The 20,506-nt window shown below is 67.8% G+C and carries 15 protein-coding genes; 1 reads left to right on the forward strand and 14 read right to left on the reverse strand.

Features of this window, described 5'->3' with window-relative positions:
- Position 1: 1 nt before the first annotated feature.
- The 14 genes from ACOCEP_RS32985 to ACOCEP_RS33050 all read right to left on the reverse strand — a co-directional run bounded on the left by ACOCEP_RS32985 (position 2) and on the right by ACOCEP_RS33050 (position 19,019).
- On the reverse strand, positions 2 to 1,459 hold the full coding sequence (locus ACOCEP_RS32985) for a family 43 glycosylhydrolase (protein WP_482333155.1): 1,458 nt from the start codon (positions 1,457 to 1,459) through the stop codon (positions 2 to 4).
- Between the two features lie 2 nt (positions 1,460 to 1,461).
- Entirely contained in the window at positions 1,462 to 3,996 is a 2,535-nt protein-coding gene (locus ACOCEP_RS32990; RefSeq protein WP_482333156.1) for an alpha-L-arabinofuranosidase C-terminal domain-containing protein, read from the reverse strand.
- Positions 3,997 to 4,214: 218 nt separating this feature from the next.
- On the reverse strand, positions 4,215 to 5,462 hold the full coding sequence (gene mmsB / locus ACOCEP_RS32995; RefSeq protein WP_482333157.1) for a multiple monosaccharide ABC transporter permease: 1,248 nt from the start codon (positions 5,460 to 5,462) through the stop codon (positions 4,215 to 4,217).
- A 3-nt stretch (positions 5,463 to 5,465) separates the two neighbouring features.
- Positions 5,466 to 6,989: a multiple monosaccharide ABC transporter ATP-binding protein gene (mmsA, locus tag ACOCEP_RS33000; RefSeq protein WP_482333158.1), complete on the reverse strand. Its 1,524-nt coding sequence runs from the start codon at positions 6,987 to 6,989 to the stop codon at positions 5,466 to 5,468.
- A gap of 4 nt (positions 6,990 to 6,993) precedes the next feature.
- Positions 6,994 to 8,121, reverse strand: coding sequence for a multiple monosaccharide ABC transporter substrate-binding protein (gene chvE / locus ACOCEP_RS33005; RefSeq protein ID WP_482333159.1), 1,128 nt, complete (start codon positions 8,119 to 8,121; stop codon positions 6,994 to 6,996).
- Between the two features lie 26 nt (positions 8,122 to 8,147).
- Positions 8,148 to 9,653 (reverse strand): L-arabinose isomerase, encoded by a 1,506-nt coding sequence (araA, locus tag ACOCEP_RS33010; RefSeq protein ID WP_482333160.1) that lies wholly within the window; start codon positions 9,651 to 9,653, stop codon positions 8,148 to 8,150.
- Positions 9,650 to 10,336, reverse strand: a complete 687-nt coding sequence (locus ACOCEP_RS33015; RefSeq protein ID WP_400563528.1) for an L-ribulose-5-phosphate 4-epimerase — start codon at positions 10,334 to 10,336, stop codon at positions 9,650 to 9,652. Before ACOCEP_RS33015 ends, araA begins: the two co-directional genes overlap by 4 nt.
- Entirely contained in the window at positions 10,333 to 12,006 is a 1,674-nt protein-coding gene (gene araB / locus ACOCEP_RS33020; protein WP_482333161.1) for a ribulokinase, read from the reverse strand. The genes ACOCEP_RS33015 and araB overlap by 4 nt, the downstream gene beginning before the upstream one ends.
- Before the next feature lie 154 nt (positions 12,007 to 12,160).
- Positions 12,161 to 13,144, reverse strand: a complete 984-nt coding sequence (yjfF, locus tag ACOCEP_RS33025) for a galactofuranose ABC transporter, permease protein YjfF (protein WP_482333163.1) — start codon at positions 13,142 to 13,144, stop codon at positions 12,161 to 12,163.
- The gene (locus ACOCEP_RS33030) at positions 13,141 to 14,178 is read right to left on the reverse strand and encodes an ABC transporter permease (RefSeq protein WP_482333164.1); all 1,038 of its coding nucleotides are present in this window, start codon (positions 14,176 to 14,178) and stop codon (positions 13,141 to 13,143) included. The genes yjfF and ACOCEP_RS33030 overlap by 4 nt, the downstream gene beginning before the upstream one ends.
- On the reverse strand, positions 14,175 to 15,668 hold the full coding sequence (locus tag ACOCEP_RS33035) for a sugar ABC transporter ATP-binding protein (RefSeq protein ID WP_482333166.1): 1,494 nt from the start codon (positions 15,666 to 15,668) through the stop codon (positions 14,175 to 14,177). The genes ACOCEP_RS33030 and ACOCEP_RS33035 overlap by 4 nt, the downstream gene beginning before the upstream one ends.
- 31 nt (positions 15,669 to 15,699) lie before the next feature.
- The gene (locus ACOCEP_RS33040; RefSeq protein ID WP_037338701.1) at positions 15,700 to 16,671 is read right to left on the reverse strand and encodes an ABC transporter substrate-binding protein; all 972 of its coding nucleotides are present in this window, start codon (positions 16,669 to 16,671) and stop codon (positions 15,700 to 15,702) included.
- Positions 16,672 to 16,749: 78 nt separating this feature from the next.
- Positions 16,750 to 17,763 carry a LacI family DNA-binding transcriptional regulator gene (locus tag ACOCEP_RS33045; protein ID WP_482333167.1) on the reverse strand — a complete coding sequence of 338 codons (1,014 nt, stop codon included), beginning with the start codon at positions 17,761 to 17,763 and terminating at the stop codon, positions 16,750 to 16,752.
- Between the two features lie 209 nt (positions 17,764 to 17,972).
- The gene (locus ACOCEP_RS33050; protein ID WP_482333168.1) at positions 17,973 to 19,019 is read right to left on the reverse strand and encodes a LacI family DNA-binding transcriptional regulator; all 1,047 of its coding nucleotides are present in this window, start codon (positions 19,017 to 19,019) and stop codon (positions 17,973 to 17,975) included.
- A gap of 182 nt (positions 19,020 to 19,201) precedes the next feature.
- On the opposite strand from ACOCEP_RS33050, the gene ACOCEP_RS33055 reads away from it, so the two are divergent.
- Positions 19,202 to 20,503: an ABC transporter substrate-binding protein gene (locus ACOCEP_RS33055; RefSeq protein ID WP_482333169.1), complete on the forward strand. Its 1,302-nt coding sequence runs from the start codon at positions 19,202 to 19,204 to the stop codon at positions 20,501 to 20,503.
- Positions 20,504 to 20,506 lie beyond the last annotated feature (3 nt).

Here is a 20,506-nt window from a genome sequence, read left to right on the forward strand (position 1 = left end):
TTCAGCTGAGCCGGAAGCTGACCCGTTGACGATCCCGCACCGCGGTACCGGGACGGAAGACCAAGATCCTTCCCTTGTCGTGGGCCAAATAGGTGGCAGGTTCACCCGGGAGGCGGAACGACACCGCCAGCCGGTCGGAAAGGCCCGGCACCTGGGTGAAACTCGCCGCCCGGCCGTACGCGTCGCTTTCGTCGTACGGATCGATCCGCACGGTCGTCGCGTCCACCACCCGGACGTACCGGTCCGGGAAGTTCACCGACTGCAGGGCGACGGTGCCCGCGCCGCGGAATCCCGCGACGACGCGGAACTGGGAATCGGCCAGCTCGCGGACATTGCCATCGGCGGTCAGCCGGTACTCGTAGTGCCGCACGTACAACGCCGGATCGTCCAACGGGGACAGTCGGACGCAAGGGCCGCCTTTACCCACCGGGACGCCGAAACTCGGTGTACCGTCGTCGTTCCAGTACACCCGCTGCACCCGGGTGTGCCGATTCGGGTCGTACAGCGGGTCGCCGGTGATGTCGCGGTAGTCGCGGGCGTGGTACACGAGGACGTCGGAGCCGTCCTCGGCGACGGTGAACGAGTTGTGCCCGGGACCGTACTGCCGGGTCGCCTCGTTCGTGGTGAACACCGGCTGCGGTGACTTCGTCCACGAACGCGGGTCGAGCAGATCCGAACGTTCGTCCGCGGTCAGCAAGCCCATGCAGTAGCGGGCGTCGGTGGCGCTCGCCGAGTAGGTCATGAACACCCGTCCGTTGCGGATGAGCACCGCCGGCCCCTCGTTGACCTTGAAGCCCTGGATCTCCCAAGGCAGGGTCGGCACCGCGAGCCGCACGGGTTCGCCCTTCAGCGCCAGCGGTGAAGCCATCTCGGCGAGATACAGGTTGCTGTTGGTCGCGATCCCGGGTTCGCTCTGCGCCCAGGCGAAATAGCGTTTGCCTCGATGCTCGAACGTCGTCGAGTCCAGGGTGAAGGTGTCCCACTTGGTCACCATCTGCCCGCGCAGCACCCACGTGCCGGCGCGCGGATCGTCCGAAGTGGACTCCAGCACGTACGTCCGGATGCGGAACACGTCGTCGGAGTCACCCGCGGCGAAGTACACGTACCAGCGCCCGTCGATCCGGTGCAGTTCCGGCGCCCAGATGTGGCCGCCCATCTTCCCGGACGACGGACGTCGCCAGATCGTCGTCTCCCTGGCGGTGGCCAGGCCGTCGAGCGTGGCGGCGCCGCGCACGACGACGCGGTCGTATTCGGGCACCGAACCGGTCAGGTAGTACATCCCGTTCACCGGCCGGGTGATGAACGGATCGGCCCGCTGCTCGACCAACGGGTTCCGCGTGGTCAACGGCACGGGAGCGGTTTCGGCGGCTTGGGCCGTACCCGGTGCCAGGCTTCCGACGGCGGTGGCGGCCAGCAGTCCGCCTCCCGCTCTGAACAGGTCACGACGGTCGATGGTCATGGTCATCCCCTCACTCGGGCCGGGAACCGCAGGAAGGTCACGGAGTTCGGCGGGAAGGTGTACGTGAAGGTGTTCGAGACGCCGGAGAACCGCGATTCGCGCGGTGCGATCGGCGTGGTGAAGGCGGTGTTGACGTCGTCCGGCGAGCCCTGCAACGTCGTCACACGGGCGGTCGCGCCAGGCTGGACGCGAGTGCCGAGGTCGACGCGGGTCCGGGCCGCGGAAGCCTGCGCGTTGACCACCTTGACCACCAGTTCCCCGGTCTTGACATCGCGGGTGACGACCTGTCGGAACGGCTCGGCGAGCTTGTCGTCGGTGAACGAGCCCCACTTCTGTCCGTCGAGGAACAGCGTCACCTGGCGGCCCCGGACCTCGACCCGCAGGTCGTACTGCCTGCCGGTCTCGATCTTCGTGTCGTTCTGGAGCAGGGTCGTTTTGCCGCCGCCTTCGGTCTTCTCGACGGCCGAGACGGTGTTGTTCCAGCCGCCGAGGTTCCACCAGTAGTTGTTGCCGGTGTCCTTCACGCCGAACGCGACCAGGAAACCTTCCTTGCCGCCCGTCTTGGTCGCCTTCACGGAGAAGTCGTAGTTGCTCCACGAGGGATCGCCCGCGGTCACGAGGGTGTTCTCGGCCGCCTGATCCGTCTGGACGTAAGCCCCGTTCGACACCGCCCACGATCCCCGTCCGGCCACCTTCGACCAGCGCGAATCATCCCCGGAGAAGTCGTCCGAGAACAGCTGCGCGCCGTCGGCCGACGTGACCTTGACGTCGTCGTAGGCCGCGCTCGTCGCCCAGGTGGACAGTCCGATCGCGCCCGAAATGGGCGCGACCGTGGCCGGTGTGGCCGACGCCTTGCTCGGGACGACGTGATCACCGACGTTGGTCATGAACAGCTTCTGCGTCTCGTAACTGGCCGAACCCCACGAGCGCTGGTTGTCGAACCAGATCATGTCCGGTTTCCACTGCACGTAGTCGGTGTTCGCCAGCAGCGGCGCGTACGACGCGAGCTTGACGACGTCGGCGTTGCGCTCCAGCCCGGTCATGTACGCGGCCTCTGCCAGCGCGTTGCCGAACTTGTTGTCCAGCGACGCGTACTCGCCGAGGAACACCTTCGGGCCGTTGCGGTCGTAGGTGTCGTAGCGCTGGTTGTTCTGCAGGAACCACTGTGGACTGTTGTAGTAGTGCTCGTCGACCATCGAGACCTTCGCGTTCCGGTTCAGGTCCCACAGCCGGTCGAACGTCGTGCCGGTGTCGTCCGGTCCCGAGTTGCTGATCACCGTGATCCCCGGGTACTTCGCCGCGATCGCCTTGCGGAACTCGGTGAACCGGGTGAAGAACTCGTCGGGCAGGTTCTCCTCGTTCCCGACGCCGACATGCGTCAGGTTGAACGGCGCCGGATGTCCCATCTCGGCCCGCTTCCTGCCCCACGTCGAGGAGACCGGGCCGTTGGCGAACTCGATCAGGTCGAGGCTGTCCTGGATATGCCGCCGCAGCAGCGCCGGATCGTCGGTCGCCCTGTTCTGCCCGCAGCCGGTGACCAGCGCCGGCACCACCGGCAGTGGCATCGCGCCGATGTCCTCGGAGAACTGGAAGTACTCGTAGTAGCCGATGCCGTAGGACTGGTTGTAGCCCCAGAAGTTCGCGTTCGTGGCCCGTTGCTCGACGGGGCCGATCGTGTCCTTCCACTGGTACGAGCGCTTCCGCTCCCAGTTCGGTGCCTCGTAACCCTGGTGGCTGCCGGTGTTGACCAGGCAGCCGCCGGGGAAGCGGACGAAACCGGGCTTGAGCGCGGCGATCTTCTCCGCGAGGTCGGCCCGCATACCGTTGGGCCGGTTCTTGTAGGTGTCGCGAGGGAACAGCGACACCATGTCCAGCCGCAGGGTTCCGCCGCCGGACGCGGTCAGCGCGAGCCTGCCCAGCGCGCTCGACTCGCGCGCCCGGACAGTGCCGGTGTAGCGCACCCAGCCGTCGCCGCGGACCTGGAGCCGCAGCGGATCGGCCAGCGCCTTCCCCGCCGGATCGGTGACGGCCACCGTGAGCGGGGTGCCCGCCGCGCGCTCGGTCCTGGCGAACACCGAGAAGTCGTACTGCTTGCCCTTCTCGACCCGGATCCCCGAGTTGTAGCCCGAGTTCGCGACGCCGTACTCACCTCGGCCGAGGTCGAGTTTCAGGTAGCGACGGTTCCGCTCGTTGAGCCGCCGGTCGTCGTCGGTCACCGTCGCTGTGCCGGTTCCCCCGTTGAGCGATGTGGGTGCCCACGAGGTAAGCGGGGTGTACGACGCGTTGTCGGCCTTGTCGTACTCGAAGGAGCGGTTCTGCACGAGTTCGGCGTACAGGCCGCCGTCCGCGGCGCGGTTGATGTCCTCGAAGAAAACGCCGTACATCGAACGGTCGATCGTGGCACCGCGTCCCGCCGCGTCCACGGCGAGGCTGTAGTCGGTCGTCGGTGGCTGGCCCGAAGCGGTCTGGACGGGCACGAGGACACCGGCGGCGATGGTCAGGGACAGCACACCGAGCCGGACTGATCTGCTGCGCACAGCACTTCCTTTCGCGACGTTGCGAGGAACCGGAGTTAGGAAGGTTTTTCGTGTTCTGCCGGGTATGGCGATCCGGCGTTCCGCAGTGTGTTTCGGTGTCGGGATATCGGACCGCGGTGGCGCCGGGGGGGCTGAAGGGCGCTTTCCCCGCATACGATGCTGGGAAAGCGCCCTTCACCGCTTGGCATGCGGGGAAAGTTCCCTTCAGCTCACGACCATCAGGCGGCGGTACGGGCCCGCCGTTTGGTCCAGATGTCGTAGGCGACCGCGGCGAGCAGCACGAACCCCTTCACCAGGTTCACGCTCTCGGTCGGCGCGCCGATCAGGGACATGCCGTTGTTGATCACGCCCATGATGAGCCCGCCGGTGATCGCCCCGACCACCTTGCCGACGCCGCCCTGCACCGCGGCGCCGCCGATGAACGCCGCGGCGATCGCGTCGAGTTCGAACATGTTTCCCGCGGTCGGCCCGGCCTGGTTGAGCCGTCCGGCCACGATGATCCCGGCGAGCGCGGAGAGCACACCCATGTTGACGAAGATCCAGAACGTCACGCTCTTGACCTTCACGCCGGACAGCGTCGCGGCCTGCAGGTTCCCGCCGATGGCGTAGATGTGGCGGCCGAACACCGCCCGCGTCGTCACCAGCGAGTAGCCGATCACCAGTACCGAAAGCAGGATCAGCACCCACGGCAGGTTCTTGTACCGCGCCAGCTGCACCACGACGAACAGCACGACGGCGGCCGCCGCGGCGATCTTCAGCAGGAACATCGGCAGCGGATCGACCTCTTGCAGATAGTTCAGCCGGGCCGTCCGCTTGCGCCACCGCGAAACGATCGCGCCCGCGATGGCCAGTGCACCCACCAGCAGGCTGACCACGTCGGCGCCGCCGAGCGGGCCGAGCCCGATGTTGCCGAGATAGCCGCCGGTGAACCCGTTCGCCAGCGTGCGCACTTCGTCCGGGAACGGGCCGATCCCCTGGTTCCCGAGCACGGTGAGCGTCAGCGCGCGGAAGATCAGCATCCCGGCCAGCGTCACGATGAACGCTGGAATCCCGAAGTACGCGACCCAATACCCCTGCCATGCCCCGATCACCGCGCCGACGGCCAGCGTGATCAGCAGCGCGATCGGCCACGCCACACCGAGGTTCACCATCAGCACGGCCGAGATCGCGCCGGTCAGCGCCACCACGGAGCCGACCGACAGGTCGATGTGCCCGGCGATGATGATCAGGATCATGCCGATCGCGAGGATCAGCACGTACGAGTTCTGCACGATCAGGTTCGAGATGTTCTGCGGTTCCAGCAGCGCACCGCCGGTGAGGATCGAGAACAACACGACGATCAGCGCGAAAGCGACGTAGATGCCGCTCTCGCGCGGGTTGAACGAGATCCGGCGCGGCGCCCTGGCCGGCGCGGCTTCCTGCTGGTCCGGGACACCGGTGACGGTGTCGGCGGAGGCGGTGCTCATGTCTTACTCCTGTTCCCTGGTCATCGCCCGCATGAGGACCTCTTGGGTGGCCTCGGCCCGGCCGACCTCACCGGTGATCCGGCCCGCCGACAACGTGTAGATCCGGTCGCACAGCCCGAGCAGTTCCGGCAGCTCGGACGAGATGACCAGCACGGCCTTCCCCTCCTCGGCGAGCCGGTTCACGATCGTGTAGATCTCGTACTTCGCGCCGACGTCGATGCCGCGAGTCGGCTCGTCGAGGATCAGCACGTCCGGATCGGTGAGGATCCATTTGGACAGCACGACCTTCTGCTGGTTGCCGCCGGAGAGCGTGCCGGTCACGCTGCGCACGTCCGGTGCCTTGATGTTCATGCTCTTGCGGAATTCTTCGGCGACACGGTGTTCTTCGTTCTCGTCCACCCAGCCGCGGCGCGCGAGTTTGCCCAGCGCGGCACCGGAGACGTTGCGCTGGATGTCCTCGATGAGGTTCAGCCCGTAGCGTTTGCGGTCCTCGGTGGCGTAGGCGATCCCGTTCGCGACGGCGTCGCCGACCGTGCGCACCTCGATCTCCTTGCCGTCCTTGATCAGGCGGCCGGAGATGTCCTTGCCGTACGAGCGGCCGAACACGCTCATCGCGAGCTCGGTCCGCCCGGCGCCCATCAGCCCCGCGAGCCCGACGATCTCGCCGCGCCGCAACGTCAGGCTCGCGCCGTCCACGACCACCCGGCCATGTTGCGTCGGGCTGTGCACCGTCCAGTCCTCGATCCGGAGGACCTCGTCGCCGATCCGTGGTTCCCTCGGCGGGAACCGGTTCTCCAGTTTCCGGCCGACCATCCCGGCGATGATCCGGTCTTCGGTCACCGTGCCCGCGTCCAGCGTCTCGATCGTCCTGCCGTCGCGCAGGATGGTGATCGAGTCGGCGATCGCGGCGATCTCGTTGAGCTTGTGCGAGATCAGGACGCAGGTGACGCCGTCCTCGCGCAAGCCGCGCAGCAGTTCGAGCAGATGCGCCGAATCGTCGTCGTTCAGCGCCGCCGTCGGCTCGTCCAGGATCAGCAGTTTGACCTCTTTGGACAGTGCCTTGGCGATCTCCACCAGCTGTTGCTTGCCGACGCCGATGTCCAGCACCGGTGTCACCGGGTTCTCCCGCAGGCCGACGCGCCGCAGCAGCTCGCCCGCCTCGGAGTTGGTCCGGTTCCAATCGATCAGCCCGCCGCGGGCCTTCTCGTTGCCGAGGAAGATGTTCTCCGCGATGGACAGTTGCTGACACAGCGCGAGCTCCTGGTGGATGATCACGATGCCGCGCCGTTCGCTGTCGCGGATCGCGGAGAACGCGCACGGCTCGCCGTCGAAGACGATCTCGCCGTCGTACGAGCCGTGCGCGTAGACGCCCGAGAGCACCTTCATCAGCGTGGATTTGCCCGCGCCGTTCTCGCCGCAGATCGCGTGGATCTCTCCCCGGCGCACCGACAGGTTGACGTCCTGCAGCGCCTTGACGCCAGGGAAGGTCTTGGTGATCCCCCGCATCCGAAGGATTTCGTCGGTCACGTCGCTACCTCAGCTGTTCCGCTTTGTAGTAGCCCGAGTCGATGAGTTCCTTCTGGTAGTTCCCCTTGTTGAGGATCACCGACTCCAGCAGGAACGCCGGAACGACCTTCTGCCCGTTGTTGTAGTCCGTCGTGTTGTTGGTCTCGGCCTTGCCGCCCTTGAGCACCGCGTCGGCCATCTTGACCGTGGTCTCGGCGAGCTTGCGGGTGTCCTTGAAGATCGTCGAGTACTGCTCGTTCGCGATGATCGACTTCACCGAGGCGACCTCGGCGTCTTGGCCGGTGACCACCGGATACGGCTGGCCCGGCGTTCCGTAGCCGTTGCTCTTGAGCGCCGAGAGGATGCCGATGGAGAGCCCGTCGTACGGCGAGAGCACGCCCTGCACCTTGTCGCCGGAGCTGTAGGTCTTGGTCAGCAGGTCTTCCATCCGCCGCTGCGCGGTCGCCGCCTGCCAGCGCAGGATCGCCGCGACGTTGAACGCGGTCTGGCCGCTCTTGACGACCAGCGTCCCGTTGTCGAGGTACGGCTTCAGCACGGACATGGCGCCGTTGAAGAAGAACGTCGCGTTGTTGTCGTCCGGCGAACCCGCGAAGAGCTCGATGTTGAACGGTCCCTTGCCCTCGCCGGGCGAACCGTCCTCTTTGAGCACCTTGAGCCCGGTGAGCAGCGACGTCGCCTGCTGCACGCCGACCTTGAAGTTGTCGAAGGTCGCGTAGTAGTCGACGTTCGGGGTGTTGCGGATCAGCCGGTCGTAAGCGATGACCGGGATCTTCTTGTCCGCGGCCTCCTGCAGCTGGGTGGTGATCGCGGTGCCGTCGATCGAGGCGATCACGAGCAGTTTCGCGCCCTTGGTGATCTGGTTCTCGATCTGGTTCACCTGGGTGGGGATGTCGTCCTCGGCGTACTGCAGGTCGACCTGGTAGCCCAGCTTCTCCAGCGCCGCCTTGATGTTGTCGCCGTCGTGGATCCAGCGCTCCGACGACTTGGTCGGCATGGTGACGCCGACCAGTCCGCCAGCCGCGCCTCCCGCGGCCGCCTGCTGGTCGACGGACTTCTGACTCGAACCGCAGGCCGTCAGCGCGGCACCGACGCCGACCGCCACGGCCAGTGTGGCCAGTTTCGTGAACCTCATTGTTCCTTCTTTCCGGTGGGGACCGATCAGAATCCTTGTGCGAGCCGGTAGTACGCCTGGTTCCAGCGCATCCGGTCTGCGATCGTGGCGGGCGTCGTGGCCTGGTCGATCACCAGCAGTTCGACGTCGAGCATGGTGGCGAAATCCCGGATCGTTTCGGCGCTGACGGCCTGGGTCAGCACCGTGTGGTGCGGTCCACCCGCGGTGATCCACGCCTCGGCGGACGTGGCCAGCGACGGCGCCGGCTTCCACACCGCGCGCGCCACCGGCAGGTTCGGCAGCGGTTCGTCCGGCGAGACGACCTCGACCTCGTTGGCCACCAGCCGGAACCGGTCGCCGAGGTCGGCGAGGCCGATCACCACGGCGTCACCGGCGGCGGCGTCGAAGACCAGCCGGACGGGATCCTCGCGGCCACCGATGCCGAGTGGGTGGATCTCGCACGAGGGCTTGGCGGCTGCGATGCTCGGGCAGACTTCGAGCATGTGCGCGCCGAGGATCTTCGGTTCGCCGGGGCCGAAGTGGTAGGTGTAGTCCTCCATGAAGGACGTCCCGCGCTCGGAATCGCGGCCCATCGCCTTTACCGCCGTCAGCAGCGCGGACGTCTTCCAGTCGCCCTCGCCGCCGAAGCCGTAGCCGTCGGCCATCAGCCGCTGCACAGCGAGACCGGGAAGCTGCCGCAGTCCGCCCAGATCCTCGAAGTTCGTGGTGAACGCGCCGAAACCGCCGCTCGTCAGGAACGTGCGAAGCCCTTGCTCGATCCGGGCCGCGTAACGCAACGATTCGTGCCGCTCCCCCGTCTTGGTCAGTTCCGGTGCGAGCGCGTACGTCTCGGCATACTCGTCGACAAGAGCGTCGACCTCGGCGTCGGGCACCGCGTCGACCAGCGCGACGAGTTCGTTGACGCCGTAGGTGTTCACCGAGACGCCGAACTTCAGCTCCGCCTCGACCTTGTCCCCATCGGTGACCGCGACGTCACGCATGTTGTCGCCGAACCGCGCGAGCTTGAGCGAGCCGATGGTCTGGCGCCCGACCGCCGCGCGGACCCAGGCGTCGATCCGGTCGGCGACCGACGGATCCGCGGCGTGCCCGGCGATGGTCTTGCGCGGGACCCCGAGCCGGGTCTGGATGTAGCCGAACTCGCGGTCGCCGTGCGCGGCCTGGTTCAGGTTCATGAAGTCCATGTCGATGGACTGCCACGGCAGCGCCTCGTTGAGCTGGGTGTGCAGATGCAGCAAGGGTTTCCGCAGCGCGTCCAGCCCGGTGATCCACATCTTCGCCGGCGAGAACGTGTGCATCCAGGCGATCACGCCGACACAGGCGTCGTCCGCGTTCGCCTCCAGCATCACGCGCCGGATCGCCGACGGCTCCGTCAGCACCGGCTTCGCGACGATCTCGGCCGAGATCCGGCCGGTGTCGGCCAGCATCCGCTGGATCTGCAACGACTGGCCCGCGACCTGTTCGAGGGTCTCCTCGCCGTACAGCGCCTGGCTCCCGGTGAGGAACCAGACCTCGGTCTTGCGTTGTGTACTCACTTCTCTCCCTGCTGGCCGTAGACGTTCTGGTAGCGCGCGTAGAGCCGGTCCACGTCCTGTTCGGACAGTGGCTCCGGCGTGCCCAGCGCGGAAGCGAGGTGGACGGTCTTCGCGACGTCCTCGACCATCACGGCGGCCTTGACCGCGTCCCGTGCGGTGCGGCCGACGGTGAACGGCCCGTGGTTGCGCATCAGGACGGCGGGCGACCGGCTGGACCGCAGCGTCTCGACGATGCCCCGGCCGATCGAGTCGTCACCGATCATCGCGAACGGCCCGACCGGGATCTCGCCGCCGAACTCGTCCGCGATCATCGTGAGCACGCACGGGATCGGTTCCCCGACCGCGGCCCACGCGGTCGCGTACGTCGAATGTGTGTGCACGACACCGCCGACCTCCGGCATGTGCCGGTAGACGTAGGCGTGCGCGGCCGTGTCAGAGGACGGCGCCAGGTCACCGTGGACGACCTCGCCGTACAGGTCGGTGACGACCATCGTGTCCGCACTCAGCTCGTCGTAGGACACCCCGGACGGCTTGATCACCATCAGGTCGTGCCCGGGGACGCGTGCCGACACGTTGCCCGCGGTCCAGATGACCAGCTCGTAACGGGTCAGCTCGCTGTGCAAGCGGGCGACGGTGTCGCGCAGCTCTTCGAAGGTGTCCGTGATCTCCACGGCGAGGCTCATCGGTGCTGTCCTTTCCGGACGGATCGGCGCCGGGCGGCGAGCCGGTGCATGACGTCGTTGGCCCCACGGCCGAAGTAGTCGTGCAGCGCGCCGTACTCGGCGTAAAGGTCGTTGTAGGCCTTGACGTTCTCGGGGATCGGCCGGTGGACCGCCCGGTGGACCGAGCCCATCGCGAGCGCGGCGGCCGGGACGTCGGCGTGTGCTCCGGCGGCGACCGCGGCGTGGATCGCCGAGCCCAGCGCGGGGCTCTGCGCCGAGCCCGCCACGGACAGCGGCAGGTTCGTGACGTCGGCGTAGATCTGCATCAGGAGCGGGTTCTTGACCAGGCCACCGGCGACGATCAGTTCGGTGACCGGCACCCCGGCGCGGTCGAAGGTCTCGATGATCGTGCGGGTACCGAACGCGGTCGCTTCCAGCAGTGCGCGGTAGGTGTCCTCGGCGCGGGTCGCGAGGGTCTGCCCGACGACGACACCGGACAGCTCGTGGTCGACCAGCACCGATCGGTTCCCGCTGTGCCAGTCGAGTGCGACCAGTCCGTGCTCGCCGATCTCCTGTACCGAGGCGAGCCGCGTGAGCAGCTCGTGGACGGAGATCCCCGCTTCCCTGGCGTCGTCCACATAGGACGCGGGCGTGCCGTGTGCGACGAACCACGCGAAGATGTCGCCGACCCCGCTCTGCCCGGCCTCGTAACCCCACTGCCCGGAGACGATCCCGCCATCGACGACGCCGCACATCCCCGGCACCTCGCGCAGCTCGGCGCCGTTCATGACGTGACAAGTGGAGGTGCCCATGATCGCGACCATTTGGCCGGGCTCGACCGCCTGGACGGCGGGCGCGGTGACGTGCGCGTCGACGTTGCCGACCGCGACCGCGATCCCCTCGGGCAACCCGGTCCATTCCGCCGCCTGGACGCTCAGGCTTCCGGCCTTGGCACCGAGGGCGCCCAACGGATGCGCGAGCTTGTCGTCCACAAAGGATCCGAAGCCGGGGGCCAGCTCCTCAAGGAACTCCGCGCTCGGGTAGTGGCCGTCCTGCAGGATGCCCTTGTACCCGGCGGTGCAGGCGTTGCGGACGTAGGTTCCGGTGAGCTGCCAGACGATCCAGTCGGCGAGTTCGACCCAGTGGCGCATCCGGGCGTAGACCTCGGGTGCCTCTTCGAAGACCTCCAGTGCCTTCGCGAACTCCCACTCCGAGGAGATCAGCCCGCCATAGCGCGGCAGCCACGACTCACCGCGCTTCCGGGCCAGTGCGTTGATCCGGTCGGCCTGCGGCTGAGCGGAATGGTGACGCCACAGCTTCACGTAGGCGTGCGGATTCCCGGCGAACTCGGGCAGCTCGCACAGCGGCGTGCCCTCGGCCGTGGTCGGCACCATCGTGCAGGCGGTGAAGTCGGTGCCGATGCCGATCACGTCGGCGGGATCCGCCCCGGCGGCACGAACGGCCTCCGGCACGGCGGTGCGGAGGACGTCGACGTAGTCCGACGGCACCTGGAGCGCCCAGTCCGGCGGCAGACCGTGGCCGGTCTCCGGCAGGATCCGGTCGATCACGCCGTGGCGGTACTCCGAAACCGCGCTGCCCAGTTCCGCGCCGTCACGGACGCGGACCACGACGGCCCGGCCGGACAGCGTCCCGAAGTCGACGCCGACGACCAGCGGCTCCCCTGTACTCACTTCTTCTCCAACTGTTAGCGTTCACATTTCTGGTCGGAAACCACGATCACGCGTGTTTGAAGCCGTAACTCACGTGTTCGAAGCCGGATCACGTGGCGTCACGCGTGTTACGGCTCCAATCACGCGAGTTACGCCTTTGATCACGCGAGTGACGTCATGGGGCTCGCCTGCCGACGAGGCGTTGCAGCACGATGAAGGCGAACAGCAGCGCGCCGGTGATGATCGAGGTCCACCAGGAGTTCAAGGTGCCGTCGAAGGTGATCAGGGTCTGGATGATGCCCAGCACCATGATCCCGAGCACCGTCCCGAGGACGTAGCCGGAGCCGCCGGTGAGCAGCGTGCCACCGATGACGACGGCCGCGATCGCGGTGAGTTCCAGCCCCACACCGTTGAGCGGATCGCCGGAAGACTTGTACAGCACCAAGAGCAGCCCGCCGAGCGCCGAGCAGAACCCGCTGAGCGTGTAGACCGAGATCCGCGTGCGGCCGACGTTCAGGCCCATCAGCAGCGCCGACTTCGGGTTCCCGCCGATCGCGTACACCGTCCGGCCGAACCGCGTTCCGTACAGGACATACGCCGCCGCCGCGACCACCACGAGTGCGACGACCACGCCGATCGAGATATGCAGGTCCCCGCCGAGCGGGATCTGCGTCTGCGCGAGGCTCGCGACCGTCGGATCGTCGATCGAGTACGCCTGGGTGCTGATCGTGTAGCAGAGCCCCCTGGCGAAGAACATCCCGATCAGCGTCGCGATGAACGGCTGGATCTCGAACACCTGGACCAGCACGCCCATGCCGAAGCCGAGCGCCGCACCGATCGCCAGCACCGCCGGGATCACCGCGAGCACCGGCCAGCCCTGGTTCTGCAGCAGGTCCGCCGAGACCACAGTGGACAGTGCCACCACCGAGCCCACCGACAGGTCGATCCCGCCGGTGAGGATCACGAACGTCATCCCGACGGCGACGACCAGCAGGAAGGCGTTGTTGATGAACAGGTCGAGCACGACCTGCCCGGAGCCGAACGCCGTGTAGCTCGAAGCGCCGTAGACGTAGGCGCCGACGAGCATCGCCATCGTCGCCAGGATCGGCAGATGCCTCTGCCTCGGCCGATAGCCCTTGACGCGGTCGAGTGTCGTCATACCCCGGCCTCCACCTTCTCCGGCACGACGGCGGCGGACGGCGGGGCCGTCTTCCGCCGCCGGGCGAGCTTCTTGCGGAACACCGGCGACTGCAGCAGGCACACCGCCAGCACCACCACGGCCTTGAACAGCATGATCGCCTGCGGTGCGATCCCGAGCGCGTACACGGTCGTCGTCAAGGTCTGGATGAGCAGCGCGCCGATCACCGAACCGGTGAGCGAGAACCGGCCACCGGTCAGCAGCGTCCCGCCGATGACGACGGCGAGGATCGCGTCGAGTTCGATGAACTGCCCGGCGTTGTTGCCGTCGGCACTGTGCACGTTCGCGCTGATCATCAGCCCGGCGATGCCGGCGCAGAGCGCGCAGAAGACGTAGGTGAGCCAGATCAGCCGGGCCGAGCGGAGCCCGGCGAGCCTGCCCGCCTCCGGGTTGCCGCCGACCGATTCGACCAGCAGCCCCAGCGCCGACCGGCGGACCAGTACCGCGGCGATGGCGAACACCGCCAGCGCGATGAGGATCGCGCTGGGCAGGCCGAAGGTGAACCCGCTGCCGATCCATTCGTAGGGATGCGAATTGACGGTGATGATCTGGCCGCCGGTGATCAGCTGGGCGATACCGCGGCCCGCGACCATCAGGATCAGCGTCGCGATGATCGGCTGGATGCCCAGCACCGCCACGAGCCAGCCGTTCCACAGACCGAGCACGAGGGCGAGTCCCAGCGCCATCCCGACCGCCGCGAGCGTCCCGCCGAGGCTGTTCTGGTCGCCGAGACCGCTGATGTGCAGGCACGCGAGCGCGCCGCTGATCGCGACCACGGCGCCGACGGAGAGGTCGATCCCCCGCGTCGCCACCACCAGCGTCATACCGATCGCGATGAGGATCAGCGGGGCGCCGTTCTTGAGGATGTCGATCAGGTTCCCGTACAGATGCCCATCGCGGAATTCGATCGCGAAGAACGCCGGGTGGACGATCAGGTCGCCGAGCAACAGCGCCAGCAACGCGACGACGGGCCAGAACAAGCGACGTTTGGTCATCGTGCGACTCCTTCGGCCATCGTCGCCATGACGCGGTCCGCGGTCAGCGCTTCGTTGTCCAGCACGGCGACCACCGCGCGGTCGCGCAGCACCACGACCCGGTGGCTCAGCCGCAGCACCTCCTCGAGTTCGGCGGAGATGAACACGACGGCCATCCCCTCACTCGAAAGCCGCGCGACCAACCGCTGGATCTCAGTCTTGGCCCCGATGTCGATGCCGCGCGTCGGCTCGTCGAGGATCAGCAACCGCGGTTCGGTGATGAGCCACCTCGCCAGCAGCACTTTCTGCTGGTTGCCGCCGCTCAGGTCGCCGACCTTCGCTTCCGCGTTCGCGGGGCGGATGTCGAGCATCTCGATGTAACGCTCGGCGATCTCCTCCTGCCGCCGCCGCGGGATCGGCCGGGCCCAGCCGCGCGAGGCCTGCAGCGCGAGCACGATGTTCTCGCGCACGGTGAGTTCCTCGACGAGGCCTTCGGTCTTTCGATTCTCGGAGCAGAACGCGATGCGGTGGTCGAGCCCGGTCCGCGGCGTCTTCAGTGACACCGGCTCGCCGTCGATCCGCACCGAACCGCTGTCCGCGTGATCGGCGCCGAACAGCAGCCGCGCCAGTTCGGTGCGGCCCGAACCGAGCAGCCCGGCGAGGCCGACGACCTCGCCCGCCCGGATGTCGAGCGAGAACGGCGCGACACCGCCCTTGCGGCCGACGTCGCCCGCTTCGAGGAAGACGGGCGCACCGGCGACGTCCGACCGGCTGTGGCCCGCGTCCTCGATGTCTTCGAGCGCCGCGAGTTCCTTGCCGATCATCCTGGTGACCAGGTCGACCGGGGTGATCTCCTCGGTGCGGTACTCGCCGATCAGCTTCCCGTTGCGCAGCACCGTCATCCGGTCCGCGACGGCGAAGACCTGCTCGATGAAATGGGAGACGAACAGGATCGCCATCCCCTGCTCTCGCAGCGAACGCACCACGTTCAGCAGTTGCTCGACCTCGCCGGCGTCCAAACTGGACGTCGGTTCGTCGAGCACGAGCACCCGCGCGTCGACGTCGAGCGCCCTGGCGATCGCGACGAGTTGCTGCACCGCGATCGAGCAGCCGCCCAGCTCGGCCGAAACGTCCACCTCGACGTCCAGCCTGGCCAGCAGCGCGGCGGCCCGGCGGCGGGTCTCGCGCCAGTCGATGCGGCCGCGCCGCCGCGGCTCCTTGCCGAGGCAGATGTTCTCCGCCACCGACAGGTTCGGGCAGAGGTTCACTTCCTGGTAGACGGTGCTCACGCCGGAGCGCTGTGCTTCTCCCGGGCCGCTGAACGCGACCGGGGAGCCGCCGAGTTCGATCGTGCCCGCGTCCACCCCGTAGACGCCGGTGAGCACCTTGATCAGAGTGGACTTGCCGGCACCGTTCTCACCCATCAGGGCGTGCACTTCGCCGGGGAACATCCGGAAGGAGACGTCGTCGAGGGCGACCACGCCGGGGAATTCCTTCCGGATATGGCTCATCCGCAGAATCGCAGGGGGTTCTGTCATCGGCTCAGTACTGGCGCTGCGGCAGGGCGGCCTTCGCGGCGGCCTGGTCGAATTCGGTCTCGGTGGTCTCGATGCGCGGCGGCACCTGTTCCCCGGCGGCGACCTTCTTCACCAGGTCCATCAGCTGCGGGCCGAGCAGCGGGTTGCATTCGACGACGTGGTTGATCTTGCCGTCGGCCAAGGCCTGCAGGGCGTCACGGACGCCGTCGACCGAGACGATCTTGATGTCCTTGCCGGGCACCTTGCCCGCCGCCTCGATCGCTTCGATGGCACCGAGGGCCATGTCGTCGTTGTGCGCGTACAGCACGTCGATCTTGGGCTGGGACTTCAGGAAGGCCTCCATGACCTCCTTGCCCTTGGCCCGGGTGAACTCACCGGTCTGCGACGCGACGACCTTGAACTTCGGGTTCGACGCGATGACGTCGGCGAAGCCCTTCTTGCGGTCGTTCGCCGGCGCGGAACCGGTGGTGCCCTGCAGTTCCACGATGCTGACGTCGCCCGCCGCGGAGCCGAACTCCTTGGCCAGCCACTCGCCCGCCTTCTTGCCCTCGGCGACGAAGTCCGAGCCGAGGAAGGTCTTGTACAGCGACTTGTCCGCCGAGTCGACGGCCCGGTCGGTGAGGATCACCGGGATGTTCGCCGTCTTCGCCTCCTTGAGCACGGTGTCCCAGCCGGATTCCACGACCGGCGAGAAGGCGATCACCTTGACCTTCTGCTGGATGTAGGACCGGATCGCGGCGATCTGGTTCTCCTGCTTCTGCTGCGCGTCGGAGAACTTCAGCTCGATCCCGGCCGCCTTGGCGGACTCCTGGATCGACTTCGTGTTCGCCGTGCGCCAGCCGCTTTCCGCGCCCACCTGGGCGAACCCGAGGGTGAGGGCGCCGCCGCCACCCGTCCCGCCGCCACCTCCGCACGCGGAGAGCAGGAGCAGCCCGGCCACTCCGGCCACGATCGCCGTCCACGGTTTTCTTGCCACATCGACTCCTAGATCCGCACTGATCAATTGAGTTAGCGTTAACATTCGCGCCTTGAGCCTCAGGGACGACCCTCGGCGCTACGAAAGACCGGTGCTCTCCCGCACGATCAGTTCGGGGACCACCAGGTCGCGGTCACGGTCCTCGCCGCCGTTCATCCGGCGGCGGAGCAGGTCGAACGTGCGCCTGCCGACTTCGACGAAGTCCTGGCGCACCGTCGTCAGCGGCGGCGTGTAGTACGCCGCCTCGGGAACGTCGTCGAAGCCGACGATCCGCATCTCCCCCGGCACGTTCACGCCTGCCTCGGTGCAGGCACGAAGGAAGCCGAGGGCCATCTGGTCGTTGGCCACGAACACCGCGTCCAGGCCCTTTTCCCCGACGAGGGATCGCCCCGCCGCGTACCCGGACCGCGCGCTCCAGTCGCCGCGGATGACAGGCGGGACCGGCGCGCCGTGCCGTTCCAAGGTCTCGCGCCAGCCACGTTCGCGGTCGAGCGCCTCCAGCCAGTCTTCGGGCCCGGCCACATGCCAGACGGTCTCGTGCCCGAGGCCGAGCAGGTGCTCGGTGGCGCGGCGCGCGCCGTCGAACTGATCGACCGAGATCACCGGCACCGGCGCCTTCTCGCCACCGCCGACCGCGACGAGCGGCACGTCGCTGGGTGCCGCCTCCAGCGCGCGGGCGGCGGTGACATGCGGCGCGATCACGACGATGCCCTCGACGGCCTGGCGGCGCAGGCGTTCCACCGCGTCCGCGATGGACGACCGGCCCGGGCGGCTGATGCTGGTTATGGTCGTCGCGTAGCCGGCCTCGCGGGCGGCGTGCTCGATGCCGCTCAAGGTGCTGGCCGGACCGTAGAGGTTGGCCTCCAGCGCGACCACGCCGAGCGTGCCCGAACGGCCGGTGACCAGCGCGCGGGCGACCGAGTTCGGCCGGTAGTCCAGCTGCTCGATCGCCGCGTTGACGCGGACCCGCGTCTCGGCGCGGACCGGGCCGGTGCCGTTGATGACCCGCGAGACCGTCATATGCGAAACACCCGCGAGCGCGGCCACGTCGGTGAGACTGGCCTGCTTGCTCTCGGTGGTTTCGCGCGCCATCGCCTGTCTCCCAGTCCCGGTACCGTGTGACGAGTGCCGCAAGTGTTAGCGATAACACGAGCCGGGTCAAGCGCTCGCCGAGTCACAGTCGGGTCACGGCACCGTTCGGTGAGTCAACTTTGGCGTGCCAGGGCGCCTTCGGCATCCACCGCCGTCAACGGATGGACGACACGCGAAACGGCCAGCTCCGCACAAGCAGTCTCGGCGCGTCAGCTGGAGGCGCGATGCGTGAGCGAGACCGGCAAGATCCGCTGGCGAGGCTTGAGATCCCGGTCGTCCATCACCGCGAGCAGGGTCTCGACCATGACCCGCACCTGTTCGCGCGGGTCCTGGTGGACCGACGTCAGCGGCGGGTCCATCTCCGGCGCGAGGGTCGCGTTGTCGTCGAAGCTGACGACGGCGACGTCCGAGGGAATCCGCCGTCCGGCGGAATGCAGCGTGCGGAGCGCGCCGAGCGCCATCATGTCGCTGGCCACGAAGACGGCGTCGAGGTCGGGGCGCCGTGCGAGCAGGTTCGTCATCGCCTTCGCGCCGCCGGTCAGGGTGAAGTCACCCTCCTCCATCAGGTCCGCCGGGTCGAGCCCGGCGTCGAGGAGCGTCTTGCGCCAGCCGGAGAGCCGATCGATCGCCGCGCTCTGGTCCTGCGGGCCGGCGATCGTGGCGATCCGGCGATGACCGGCCTCGACCAGATGCGCGACCGCGAGCTTCGCGCCGCCCTCGTTGTCGAAGTCGACGACGTGGACACCGCGTTTCAGCCCGGCCGCCTGCCCGCCGTAGACCACCGGGATCCGCAACTGGCGCAGCGCCTTCGGCAACGGATCGGTCCGGTGCGGCGCGAAGACGAGCACGCCGTCGACGTGCCCGCCGTCGAGGAACCGGACCGTGCGGTCGAGATCCTCGCGGGTGTCGCTGAAGATCAAGACCATCTGGCAGCCGACGTCGGCGAGTTCGCGATAGCCCGCGCGCATGACCGCGGTGCGATACGGGTCGTCGAGCAGCCGCGCCTCCGGCTCCGACAGCACGACCGCGACCGCGCCGGTCCGCTTGGTCACCAGCGATCTGGCCGCCTGGTTCGGGGAATAGCCGAGTTCGCGGGCCGCGGCCTGGACCTTCTCGCGGGAGCGCGCGCTGACATAGCCGTCGTCGTTCAGCGCACGGGACGCCGTCGACCGACTGACCCCGGCGGACGCGGCGACGTCCTCCAGCGTCGGCCTGCCGTCTTCCTCTGGTCGAGGCCCCACCCGCGCCACCTTCACTCTCCAGCTCCATCCGGACGCCGACAGCTTAGTGCTCGGCGGGCGGTCGCACTGAGAGCGCTCCCCTGATGGAAACACTCTCATTACAAGCCCTTGACACCGCCATACCTTGGCGACAGACTCTGCGCATCCTGGGAGCGCTCCCATTTTCTCCCCTCCCCACCAGCAAGGGACACGATGACGTGAGAAGCATCCGGAAAGGCCTGGTGCTGGCACTGGGTATCACGATGACGACGTTCGGCCTGGCGGCGTGCGGCGGAGACGATGGCGGAACCCCCGCCGCGTCGGACCCGAACGCGAAGGTCGAGCTGTCGCTGGCGACGTTCACCGAATTCGGCTATGAGGAGCTCATCCCCGAGTACGAACGGCTGCATCCGAACATCAAGATCACCCACCGGAAAACCGGTCAGGGCGGGCCGTACCACCAGGATCTGATCACGAAACTGGCCGCGGGTTCCGGCCTCGCCGACGTCACCGCCGTCGAGGAAGGGCATCTGTCGAACGTCCTCGACAAGGGCTCGAAGTTCAACGACCTGACCAAGATCGGCCCGGCGGACGTGTCCCCCGACCGCTGGCTCGGCTGGAAGTACGACGCGGCGAAGAGCAAGGACGGCAAGGTCATCGGCTACGGGACGGACATCGGCCCGCTGGCGATGTGCTACCGCAAGGACATGCTCGAAGCGGCCGGGCTGCCGTCCGACCCCGAAGCGGTCAAGCCGCTGTTCGCGACCTGGGACAGCTATTTCGCCGCCGGCGACCAGTACGTCGCCAAGACCGGCGGGAAGGCGTGGTTCGACTCGGCCGCGCAGAACTTCAACGCCATGGTCAACCAGCTCCCCACCGGCTACATCGGCAACGACGACAAGCCGACGCTGGAATCGAACCAGGGCATCATGGACGCCTGGACCAAGGTGACCGGCGCGGTCGCGAAAGGACAGTCAGCCAAGCTGACCGCGTTCAGCAACGAGTGGAACTCCGGTTTCAAGCAGGGCGCCTTCGCCACGAAGGTATGCCCCGCGTGGATGCTCGGCGTGATCGAGGAGCACTCCGGCCCCGAGAACTCCGGCAAGTGGGCGGTCACCGCGGCCTTCCCCGGTGGCGGCGGGAACTGGGGCGGCTCGTATCTGACCGTGCCGACGCAGTCCAAGCACCCGAAGGAGGCGGCCGAACTCGCCGCCTGGCTGACCGCACCCGAGCAGCAGATCAAGGCGTTCAAGGCGAAGGGGACCTTCCCCAGCCAGGTCAAGGCGCTGGAGGACCAGGCGCTGCTCAGCGAGACCGACGCCTACTTCGGCGGAGCCAAGATCGGCCAATTGTTCGCCGAGCAGGCGAAGAAGGTCGCGAAGCCGCAGTACAAGGGCCCCGGCGACGGCCAGATCCAGGAGAACGCGTCGAGCCCGGCGCTGCAGGCCGTCGAACAGGGCAAGTCCGCTGACGAAGGCTGGACGCAACTGCTCGACGCCGCGAAGAAGATCACGCGCTGACCG

The sequence above is a fragment of the Amycolatopsis sp. CA-211722 genome (assembly GCF_056828465.1).

Coding starts and splice junctions, on each gene's coding strand:
- yjfF (WP_482333163.1), bottom strand. CDS start 13,144: ATGACGACACTCGACCGCGTCAAGGGCTATCGGCCGAGGCAGAGGCAT.
- ACOCEP_RS33015 (WP_400563528.1), bottom strand. CDS start 10,336: ATGAGCCTCGCCGTGGAGATCACGGACACCTTCGAAGAGCTGCGCGAC.
- ACOCEP_RS32985 (WP_482333155.1), bottom strand. CDS start 1,459: ATGACCATCGACCGTCGTGACCTGTTCAGAGCGGGAGGCGGACTGCTG.
- ACOCEP_RS33045 (WP_482333167.1), bottom strand. CDS start 17,763: ATGGCGCGCGAAACCACCGAGAGCAAGCAGGCCAGTCTCACCGACGTG.
- chvE (WP_482333159.1), bottom strand. CDS start 8,121: ATGAGGTTCACGAAACTGGCCACACTGGCCGTGGCGGTCGGCGTCGGT.
- ACOCEP_RS33030 (WP_482333164.1), bottom strand. CDS start 14,178: ATGACCAAACGTCGCTTGTTCTGGCCCGTCGTCGCGTTGCTGGCGCTG.
- mmsB (WP_482333157.1), bottom strand. CDS start 5,462: ATGAGCACCGCCTCCGCCGACACCGTCACCGGTGTCCCGGACCAGCAG.
- ACOCEP_RS33035 (WP_482333166.1), bottom strand. CDS start 15,668: ATGAGCCATATCCGGAAGGAATTCCCCGGCGTGGTCGCCCTCGACGAC.